At 46.3% G+C, this 10,617-nt stretch carries 5 protein-coding genes; 3 read left to right on the top strand and 2 right to left on the bottom strand.

Translation table 11 applies throughout. The features are described 5' to 3' along the window. Nucleotides 1–569: 569 nt before the first annotated feature. Nucleotides 570–734 (bottom strand): hypothetical protein, encoded by a 165-nt coding sequence (locus tag JGK14_RS19950; protein ID WP_293198533.1) that lies wholly within the window; start codon nt 732–734, stop codon nt 570–572. 171 nt (nt 735–905) lie between these two features. Between JGK14_RS19950 and JGK14_RS19945 the strand changes: the two genes are divergently transcribed. Continuing rightward, complete coding sequence (locus JGK14_RS19945) at nt 906–4,850, top strand: PAS domain S-box protein (protein ID WP_325315412.1); 3,945 nt, start codon at nt 906–908, stop codon at nt 4,848–4,850. Nucleotides 4,851–4,853: 3 nt separating this feature from the next. After that, on the top strand, nt 4,854–5,135 hold the full coding sequence (locus tag JGK14_RS19940; RefSeq protein ID WP_325315411.1) for a hypothetical protein: 282 nt from the start codon (nt 4,854–4,856) through the stop codon (nt 5,133–5,135). A gap of 100 nt (nt 5,136–5,235) precedes the next feature. On the opposite strand, the gene JGK14_RS19935 is transcribed toward JGK14_RS19940, so the two are convergent. After that, nucleotides 5,236–9,684, bottom strand: coding sequence for a tetratricopeptide repeat protein (locus tag JGK14_RS19935; RefSeq protein ID WP_325315410.1), 4,449 nt, complete (start codon nt 9,682–9,684; stop codon nt 5,236–5,238). 209 nt (nt 9,685–9,893) lie between these two features. Between JGK14_RS19935 and rpiA the strand changes: the two genes are divergently transcribed. After that, nucleotides 9,894–10,610, top strand: coding sequence for a ribose-5-phosphate isomerase RpiA (rpiA, locus tag JGK14_RS19930; protein WP_293180219.1), 717 nt, complete (start codon nt 9,894–9,896; stop codon nt 10,608–10,610). The last annotated feature ends 7 nt before the right edge of the window (nt 10,611–10,617 follow it).

Below are 10,617 nucleotides of genomic sequence, written 5' to 3'. Positions count from 1 at the left end.
TCCGGCAGACTCCCTGTGTCCCAAGGAGTAGAATTGTTGATTTTTTCACCCATCCATCAGCTCTTTTACGGCAAGAAAGGGATTTTGGGGCTACCAGTCAGAAACTGATAGGTGGTGTCTAGCATTTATACAACGGAAAGTTCGCCCACCACGGCTACTCTTATCATCCCCGCTTATTTCGATTCTATCATGGATTCGCTATCGCTCAATTTGCTTGCTGCTCGTTTTCATCCCGTCACTCATCCTGTAAACGGATAGAGTGCGGGACTTCCCACTCGTATTAGTTAAAACAATTGATTGCCAATTTTTTCCATTGTCGGGGATACTACAAGTACACAGGGGGTAATTGCTGTTTTAACTGCTGACACGGCAACGCCACAGGAAATATCTCCCGCACGCAGACGGTCTAGCAACTACTGCAACCGCTAAGAGGGTTAAGATGTTCTTAATTGCCGAAACCCTTGTGGTTGATTGCAATGAAAGGTCTTCCCTCGAACGTCTTCCCTCGAACGTTTTCCGTCTTCCCTCGAACGTTTTCCGTCTTCCGTCTTCCTTCTTTCGGTCAACTATCAACTATCAACTATCAACTGCCAACTGCCAACTGCCAACTGCCAACTGCCAACTGCCAACTGCCAACTGCCAACTATCAACTGCCAACTGCCAACTGCCAACTGCCAACTGCCAACTGCCAACTGCCAACTGCCAACTGCCAACTGCCAACTGTCAACTGTCAACTCTTCCTTCTATACAAACACAGGGGTTGCATCGGAAGCGAAAACCAGCGCGCTGGAAAAGCTGTAATTTTGTTACAAGTTGTAACTTTTTCAAATAACAGGTTAAATTTAGTTTCACAAGAAAGTTAAATTCCAGAAAGTAAAATTAATTACAGTCGAGTTAAGCTAAAAGTGTTTGCTAAAAAAAATCATTCAAGGAACCCAGAAACCAACAATTCTCACTTGACAGGTACGGGGGACGATCTCGCGGCCACGAAAGTTTCGTCCACCAAACAACAAGTCGAACAGGATTGGTATCGAACTGTCTACGATAATTTTCCGGGCATTTACTTCGTCCTAGACGCTTTGGGAAGAGTTTTTTCCCTCAATCAATTCGGCGAATCTCGCCTCGCCTACAGGTCGCAGGAATTAATTTGTCATTCAATTTTTAACATATTTTACTGCCAAGATCAAGGGAAAATGCAGTCAGAATTTGCGAGATTGGTTCACCCGACAAAAGGTACGTCAAATCCAAAAGTCGCCTGTTGGGAAGGCTGTTTGACTCGCAAAGACGGCAAAATTATGTGGGTAAAAGCAACGGCGCGCGCTTTGCCTGCGGTAGAATGGAAAATAGACGAAAATACCGATAGTCACTCAGTTGCCAATTTCCAACGGCCGGTGGTACTGTTAGTTTGCGAAGAAATTAAGGCCGCTGCGCCGGTAGCACCGCCGCCAAATTCTCAGGACAATTGGCGCCGTTCAACTTTGGCGATCGCAAAATTAGCCAAAAGTCAACTTAAAGAACGCAACAATATAGAAGAATTCATCCGCGAAGTCACGGAAACCGCTGTCAGTATTGTCAACTGCGATCGAGCCAGTATTTGGCTGTACGGGGAAGACAAAACCCAGCTTCACTGTATCGACTTTTACGAACAAAATACCAAACTCCATTCCGTACAAATAATCATCACAGCGGCCGACTGTCCGGCGTATTTTCAAGCCTTAAAATCCGTAAATGCGATCGCAACGGTGGCAGCCGAAAATGACCCGAGAACGCGAGAACTGGCAAGTCTTTATTTTGCAGATCGGGGTACGACTGCCCTGTTGAATGTACCGATTTTGCTGGCTGGTCAAATGGCTGGAATAGTCAGCGCTGAACGCCGGGGTTCCAGCATCCAGTGGACGGAAGAAGAACACGAATTAACTACAATCTTAGCAGAATTTGTATCGTCAAGTTTGTTGGCTAGCGAAAGCTTAAAATTAGAAGCTATGCGGCGCGAACAGCAGCAAAATATGCTGAGTCAATACTACGACCAACTAGAAGAAAGAGTAGAAAGACGCACGGCAGAACTTAAAAAAGCTAACAAAAAACTGGAACAAGAAATAATTAAAAGAAAACAAGTAGAAGCAGAAATGCGCCGCCAGCACCAAGAACAGCAAATTATTTTTGATTCGGTGCCGGCGATGATTTGGTACAAAGATACGGACAGCCGCTTGTTGCGAATTAATCAAGCCGCCGCTGCATCGAGAGGTTTGCCCGCAAATCAACTAGAAGGCAAATCTTTTTATGAAATCTATCCAGACGAAGCAGAACAATATTATTTAGAAGATTTAGAAGTCATCAATTCTGGCGTTCCCAAACTGGGAAAAGTCCAACTGCTGCCAACTGCCACCGGTCACAAATGCTGGGTGCGGACAGATACAATACCTTACCGCGACGAATCAGGTCAAGTGGCTGGCGTTATCGTGTTTGCAGTAGATATTACAGATTTAATTAGAGTCGAAAGAGAACTGCGAGAAAATCGCGCTCGCCTTACTGAAAAAGTTGAGAAACGTACTGCTATGTATCGGCAGGCAATGGCCGCTCTGTATTCGGCAAATACGCAAATGCAACAGCTAATGAACAACAGCTATGCCGGGGAACACGGTAGCAGCACAGCAGCACAATTGCTCGAATGCGAAGCTTATTTTGAAGCAGTTGCCGTGGCCGATCGCGACACAATTTTGAGCGTCAGCAGGGATTTTGCCGAACTGTTCGGTTACGAACCTGCGGAAATGGTGGGAATGAGTTTGCTGGAACTGCTGTCGCCAAAATCTTACAAAATGGCACCACAAATGATTTCTGCACCCAGCAATACAGTCTGCGAAACGATTTTTCTCAGGCGGGACGGGACTGCTTTTCCTGCTGACGTGCGTAGCAAATTTGTAGTTTGCGAAGGTCGTTTGGTGCAGGTTAAAGCAGTGCGAAATCTCACGGAACGCAAATTAATGGCAGCAGAATTAGAACGATCGCGCTCTTTGTTGCACGCTACGATGGAAGCGACGGCAGATGGCATTCTGGCTGTTACTAACGCCGGAGAATTGATTAGTTTTAATGAAAAGTTAGTTCAAATGTGGGGGATTCATGAAGAAGTTAGAAACTCACTGGATAGAACGGTGCGGCTGACGTTTCTCACTAGGCAAGTTAAAGATCCGAGGGATTTTTTACAGAGAGTGAGAGAAATTTATAGCGATGCGGAGTCCGAAGGCTGCGATATTCTCGATTTTAAAGACGGCCGGACTTTTGAGCGATACACGCAGCCGATTCGAGTCGGACAAAATATTATTGGCAGGGTGTGGCGCTTCCGCGATATTACTTCTCGCGAAAAGGTGACGGCAATGTTGGGGGATTCTCAACGGCGCTTTCGGGCAATTTTTGATTCTTCTTTCCAATTTGTTAGCTTGCTAAAACCGGATGGCATTTTGCTGGAATCTAACCAAACTTCTCTAGATTTCGCGGGAATTAAGCTGCGGGATGTGGCAAATCGACCGTTTTGGCAGGGGCCTTGGTGGGGGGGTTCTCCGGAAGTTCGGGAACAGTTGCAAGAGGCGATTTCTCGATCGGCAAAAGGTGAATTTGTCCGCTATGAAGTGGAGGTTCAAGGGGTAAACCGCACGGCAACTATCGATTTTTCTCTCAAACCGGTGGCAGACGAAACTGGTAAAATTGTCTTGCTGCTACCGGAAGGTCGAGATATTACTGAAAGCAAGCAGGTGCAAGTGGCTCTGCGCCAGCAAGTTGAGCGGGAACGCCTGATCGCCGAAATTCAATCTCGCATCCGTTCTTCTCTGGATCTCAAAGATATTCTTAAGACTACAGTAGCGGAAGTGCGGGAGTTTTTGGCCACGGATCGGGTGATTATTTTCCGCTTCCGGCCAGATTGGAACGGGGATGTGGTGGTGGAGTCGGTGGGCGCAGGATGGATGCCGCTGATGGGGATGGCGATCGAGGATTGCTGTTTTGCTAATACTTATGTGGGACAGTATTTAAAGGGCAGAATTCGCGCTGTAGAAAACATTCAGGCTTCTAATTTTGCCGAGTGCCACGTCAATTTTTTGGCCGAGTGTCAGGTGAAGGCGAATTTGGTGGTGCCCATCGTGCAGCAGGGAATCGAACACCGTGACGGCAATCCTACTTGTCAAGTGCCGAAGTTGTGGGGTTTGTTGATTGCCCACCACTGTTCGGCGCCCCGCGAGTGGCAGCCGTTTGATATGGATTTGCTGAGTGAGTTGGCTACTCAAGTGGCGATCGCGATCGAACAATCTTTACTTTACCAGCAGTTAGCTGCTGCTAACCAGCGGTTGGACGGGTTGGCGAATTTGGACAGTCTGACTCAGCTAGCTAACCGCCGTCGGTTTGACGAGGTGATTAATCGGGAATGGGAGCAGTCGAGCACTGCGGAACCGCTATCTTTGATCATGTGCGATATTGACTGTTTTAAACTTTATAACGACAATTACGGCCACCAAGCTGGGGATGCTTGTTTGCAACAAGTCGCGCGGGCGATCGGGGATGCTTGCGCCCACGCACCCGCAGAACGCCTTTATTTAGCTGCTAGGTACGGTGGTGAGGAATTTGGGGTAATTTTGCCAAATACGGATATCGCCGCTGCACAGGCTTTTGCTGAGGGAATCCGGCGGCGCGTCAAAGCTTTGGCAATTCCCCATCTCAAGTCTGTTGTCACCGATTGTGTGACTCTCAGCATGGGGGTGGCGACGATTGCTGAAGGTCAAAATTCGCCGAAGATGCTGATTGAAGCTGCTGATAAGGCGCTGTATCGGGCTAAGTCTGGCGGGCGCGATCGAGTTAACAGTTGACAGTTGTCAGTAGTCAGTTGGCAGTTGGCAGTTGGCAGTTGGCAGTTGGCAGTTGACAGTTGGCAGTTGGCAGTTGGCAGTTGGCAGTTGAGGAATTACAAAAAAACGATCGCGCCAACCGGCATAAGGTTAGGGCGATCGCGGTACTATGAATCAGCATTTATATATCGGACTCGGCGCGGAATTTTTACGCATTTTCACGGATTTTGTTACAAAAATTTACTGAAGGTTGCGTACAAATATCTTGAAATCGCTTTTCTCTACCTGATATCTCTTTTTTTTTGAACCGCAGAGGGCGCAGAGGACACAGAGGAAGAGAAGGGAGAAAGAGTTCACAACTAATGACAACTGTCAACTGTCAACTGTCAACTGTCAACTGACTAACCTATTTAGCTAATAGTTTCTGAAACACCTCATACATATCTTGGGCTAACTGTTTGGGATTCCACAAAGGCGCAAGATTTTCAGACTGCTTAGACTTAATTAAATGCTCTTTCACCGCATTTCTCAAACCAGCATCGCGCCCAAACTTAACTCCCCACTGCGTGTATTCTTCCCAACTCCAAGCTGCACCCACATCGAGATTTGCACTTTTGAGAAAAGCATAACCCATTCGTGAAAGATATTGGTCGCCGGATCTCGTTACTACTGGCAAATTCGCCCACAAAGCCTCTAAATTGTGAGTCCCGCCGTTGTAAGGATAGGAATCTAACAACACGTCGGCTACATAATAAATAGCGCGATGTTCTTCTTCACTTCGGGTTTGGCCGATAAACTTAATCCGTTCAAAATCTACTCCCTGAATATCGCATTCTTCGCGGTATGTGCTATGAATTATATCCGGATCGCCTTGACCTTTGCGAATCAACATACTATCTGGTACTTGCTTAAGTATTCTAACTTGAGCTTGCACCATTTCAGGATTAGTTTTTCTGCCCGGAGCGACACAGAGATAAGCCATTTGATCCAAGCCAATCCCGAGGGCATTTCTAATCGCCTCTCGATTCACAGGAATGCTTTGCAGTTCGCCAATTGCTACCGAACAATTAGGCAATCTCACTAACTGTTCTAAGTAATTTTTGTCAACACCTGGGGGATGAGTGTGTTCGTCGCACAGAAAGTAGTGATTCTCCGAAATGTATGGCGCGTCGAACCCCAACCAAGAAACGCAAATCCCCGCCGGATATTGGTACAAAACTTCGACATTTGTCGGTACTGTCATGGAGTCTAAGTCTATTAAAACATCCAAATCGTCTTGGACTACTTCGGCGAAGATTTCGCCACCGTCAGCAAAACCGTTGGGATATTTTTTCGGCCAGTAAAACTTGCCGGCCATTTCTTCAAACCGCTGTGTAACTTCGTCTCGGTTGAGTTTACCTGTCACGTAAAGATGAACGTGGGGAGTAATGCGACTTAATTCGCGGATTAAGGCTTCGCTGCACCAGCCTACGGAGTGGCGGCGGAAGTGTTTGGAAAGGAAGCCGATTTTTAATGGCTGTTGTTTGGTTAAATAATTTGCGGATTTGATTCTGTTGGCTTGCTGTCGCTGCGGGACGGCTTTTTGGTAGTATTCTTTGGCAATTAGTCGGTAGAAACTGGCATTTTTTTCGCGGTTGTCTCGGAGGTGGGAAACTGCAAACAGGAAGATTTCGTAAAGCAGTTTGAGTTCGATGACGCTAAAGGTTTCGACTTTTTCGTAGCAGAGTTTTTCGATTTCTTCGAGTTTCTGAATTGCCTGTTTGCTGACTCCTGATTGGAGGTAGGAAAAGACGTAGGCTGTGGCTGACATGACTGGGGCATTTTCACCGCAGAATTCGCAGTATTTGTCGGCGACGCTGCGGGCTCTGGCGAGGTTGGTGGAGTGGCTTAGCAAGTCGCACAGTTGTTGGTGGGCTTCGCTGTATTTGGGGTTGCATTCGATCGCCTTTTCAAAATATGCGATCGCCTCCAACGGCTTATCTTGCTTCTGAATGTGTCCCATCCGGCAGTAAACCTCTGCCCAATCCGGTTTTAAGGCCAAAGCTTGCTGATAGCTGGCTAAAGCTTCTTCCAGCAGGCCCTGCATGGACAAACAACTGCCGATGTTCGCGTGAACTTCCGGCCAATCGGGCTTAATTTTCAGAGTATTTTGATAATTAGCAATCGCTGCTTCGTAGTTGTATTGCTGCATGAAAGAATTGGCTAAATTGAAGTGCAGCACTTCTAATTCGGGTTTTAAAGCTACAGCTTGCTGGTATGCGACGATGGCAGCGTCGAGATTTCCTTGCTGCGATCGCGCGCTGGCGATGTTACCATAGGCCTCTGCCCAATCCGGTTTAATGGCGATCGCCTTTTGGTAGCTTTCGATGGCTTCGTCGCGCTTGCCTTGACTAAACAGTCGGTTTCCTAAGTTGAAGTGGAAGTCGGCGCCGACAAGCTGCGGGTTGAGTTCGGATGTTCTCTGAAAACAGGCGATCGCAGCGTCGATGTTGCCATGTTTGTGATATACTTTGCCTAAATTCCAGTGAGCGCCCGCTAAATCTGGACTCAGGGCGATCGCTTGTTGGTAATGGGCGATCGCCTCTTCCAAACGACCCATTTTGAAATACATACTGCCGATGTTGGCGCGCACTTCCGCAAAATTTGGCTGCAATTCTAAGGCTTGAGAATACGATCGAATCGCAGCTTCCATTTTACCAACCGCTTGCAAAGCATTGCCTAAAGTTACATAAGCATGGGTATAATCAGGTCTAATTTTGATAGCTTGGTGGCACGCTGCGATCGCCTCTTGAATTTTCCCTTTAACTAAAAAGTTTTCTGCCAGTTTTTTGTACTGTTCTACTTCTTGAAAATTAGCAACTTGTGTGATATCTGGAACATTCAGCGAGGTAACTTGTTCGGAAACTTCAGCAGGGTTGGTAAACGGAGTATTTAAATTTTCAGGATTAGGTGCTGGTGGCAAATTGATACTCGAAGGCTGCAATCCATAGCCTTCATCTTTGTTGACAGATACTGGTTGTTGCTCGTCAGATTCTGTTTCTAATGCGAGAAATTTGCTATCGGTAGTTTCTTGCTGTTTTTGTGCGGTTAAACTGGATAAAATTTCCGCAGCGCTGGCATTTTCCGGTTGCAGTTGCAGCACTTTTTGACAGCAAGCAATAGCCGCATCTAACTTTCCTTGCTGCTGCAAAACGCTGGCTAGCATCAAATTCACCGAGCACAAACCGGGATTAATAGCAAGAGCTTGTTGGTAAGCCTTTGCCGCCTGTCCCAATTGCCCTAACTTGTAATACATACTGCCAAGATTCGCGCTGGCTTCTGCTAAATCCGGCTGAAGTTTTAAAGCTTGCAAATAAGCTTGAATTGCCATTTCTAGCTGGTTTTGGCCGTGCAGGGCATTGCCCGCTGTCAGGTACGCGGGAGCAAAATTCGGTTGAAATTTGATGGCGAGGTTGCATTGGGCGATCGCGCGATCGAATTCTCCTTGCAAAACATAAACTTCCGCCAACTTTTTATGAACTTCCGCATCTTTGGGATTGCACTCTAAAGCTTTCTGATAACTCTCGATGGCGCCACCGAGATCTCCTCTATCTTTCAGGCGATTTCCCTTGACAAAATATGTTTGAGCTGATTCTAAATCCACCAAAAACTCTTGGATCATTTGCTCTGCCACTCTTACAGGTTTTACACTAATACTATTCAGCCATTCTACCCACTCTCGGGCTCGCACAGACCAAGTAGACCCTCGATTGATATATTCTACCTGCTGTCTCAGATGAGTTTCAGCAATTGCACCGCCCGTACCCGTAAACTCTTTTAAAACTTCGACTGTCGCATCTAAAAACCGCCTTGTATATCCCTCCCAATCCGGTGTACCTGCACGCTTCCAATCAGTTACCGATGCCAAATTTTCCACCCCTGACATAGAAACTAGACGCGCAAATCCAGCCGTTGTTTCCGGCAAAGCTGCCAATTCACTCGTCACAATGCGGCAACCGCTAGCCATCGCCTCCATCACCGCAATCGATGACGTTTCTAAATAGCTATTCGGGTAAGCTAAAACCGCGACTGAACGCAGTTGCCGGACAAGTTCGGGTTGCGGTACCGAACCGACATACTCGACACCTTCTATTTCCTGACACTCTTCGTAAAGTTGATCGAAACAAAGCTGATTATCATTGTCGTCTATTTGGTGTACTTTCATGCTAGAAAATACTTTTAATCTGGTTCCGGGGACAGCTTGACGAATTTCGGGAAAAACATTTAATAAAATATCCAGTCCGCGAAATGGAGTGCTAGTGTAAGCTAGAATGGGCGGTCGAGATTTTTGAGATTGGATCGAAATATTATCGGCAAAAATGTTAGCAAAACAAGGTGCAATCGCATTTCTCAAAACACAACTACGATTTAAATCAATCCCAAAACAAGTATGAAATTGCTCGCGCTGCCAGTCGCTGACAAAAACAAAAGCATCACAAACATTAATTTCTTGAACATTCTGGAAATCTTGGAGAAAAACAAAGCCTGGTTCGTTATGAATCCACAAAATCAATTTAGTGTGCGCGCCCAAAAAAGGCTTAATTTCCAGTGCCTTACCAACTATATTGACTACAACCAAAAAATCGAGCGATCGCAATAATTCCAAATTAGCACTGTCCGCCACCCGCAGCCTGCAATCAACCCCGCGCCACATCCCCGGTTCCGAAGTATTGTTGAGTAGAAATACCTCATTTCCCAGGGCTGCCAACGCCTCAGCTAAATAACAAATAGCCGACTGAGTGCCGCCCAAAGGTTCGCGGTAAGGAGTTTCAATGTTGTAATCCCAAGTGTAGGTATCGAGAAATCCGATTTTCATTATGGCAATTATCCGCCGATTTGTGAACTAGATTTTTTTAACCACAGAGGGCGCAGAGGGCGCAGAGAAGAAAGAGAGAATTTCCCACTTGAAACAATTTGCGAGTGCCGTCTCTTCTGCTTCTTACTCTCTGCGTTCTCTGCGCTCTCTGCGGTTAAAAAAATCCATAATAAATGGTATAATCTTAAAGCTATTGAGGATTACCGAACATGACCACAGAACAAGACCCCGTAAAATTGATGAAACAGCAAGTTGGCTTTGCTGCTGCCGATCGCGTAAAATCTGGTATGATTGTCGGACTCGGCACGGGGTCAACTACAGCTTATACTATTCAAGCATTGGGCGATCGCATAAAATCAGGCGAACTCAAAGATATCAAAGGAGTTCCCACATCCTTTCAATCAGAAGTATTAGCCAAACAGTACGGAGTACCGCTGACAACCCTCGACGAAATTGACAGAATTGACGTAGCCATTGACGGCGCTGACGAAGTAGATCCGCACCTCAACTTAATTAAAGGTGGTGGCGCCGCCCACACCCGCGAAAAAGTAGTCGATTGTCTCGCTGCTCAGTTTATTGTAGTAGTTGACAGTTCCAAAATGGTAGATAAATTGGGTTCGACTTTTCGCGTCCCCATCGAAGTTATACCGATGGCAATTACCCCCGTTACTCGCGCCATTGAAAAATTGGGCGGTAAACCAGAACTCCGCATGGGAATCAGAAAAGCAGGCCCGGTAATTACCGACCAAGGTAATATGGTAATCGACGTTCAATTTGATAACCTTGACAATCCTGCGGAATTAGAAAAAACTTTGAATAACATTCCAGGCGTGTTAGAAAATGGCTTGTTTGTCAATTGTACAGATTTGGTTTTAGTAGGCGAAATTAAGGACGGCAAACCTGTAGTGCGGGAAATTTCTAAATAGTTATAGT

It is taken from the genome of Microcoleus sp. PH2017_28_MFU_U_A (assembly GCF_020738035.1).
GTDB lineage: Bacteria > Cyanobacteriota > Cyanobacteriia > Cyanobacteriales > Microcoleaceae > Microcoleus.
The sequence above is the reverse complement of the archived record's forward strand: the minus strand, read 5'-3'. Positions and strand labels throughout refer to the sequence as shown.